The sequence below is a fragment of the uncultured Cocleimonas sp. genome (assembly GCF_947495625.1).
Classification (GTDB): Bacteria; Pseudomonadota; Gammaproteobacteria; order Thiotrichales; family Thiotrichaceae; genus Cocleimonas.
On sequence record NZ_CANLZW010000085.1, the window covers coordinates 1 to 529 of the forward strand.

Annotated in this window: 1 pseudogene; it reads right to left on the minus strand. The window is 43.7% G+C overall.

Annotated elements, in window-relative coordinates:
* Nucleotides 1-260, minus strand: a pseudogene (locus tag Q1A31_RS20940) (IS110 family transposase); the annotation flags it as partial.
* Between the last annotated feature and the right edge of the window lie 269 nt (nt 261-529).

Genomic DNA, 529 nt, shown 5'->3' on the forward strand with positions numbered 1-529 from the left:
GCATCACGGTATCGTGAAAGGCGGTAAGCATCAATCATATAAACGGTATGTTTATCGGCAATGGCTAGTTCTACAAACAACTCATGATAGGTGTTTGTAGATTCGATAGAGATACAGGTTGTTGTAGAGAGCTGTTTAAGAAAACGCTTTATAGCAGGTCGGTTATTATCAATACGAGTGACTTGCGTACCATCAGAAATATCGAGCCAGTTCTTAGCAACATCAATACCAAGTTCGGTGTTCAGAGTCTTCATTGCCATCTTATTTTCTCCAATGTATGGTAGGGAAATCGGGGAATCATTGATAGCGCAAGCTTGTTGAAATCGACCGTGCAGGTAAGATTCTTTATAGGCGCTTATAAATGAGTGGGGTGGAGGGGTGAAATCTCGGCTAGTCTGTACACGTAAGTGGCAGATACGCAGTGAAAAACCTCCCCCTCCCCGATGCCTTTACTATGATCGTAGATAAAGGCTGGAAATACCATACAAGTGTAACGAGACAACGTTGGAGCATCGCGACGACGACCCTT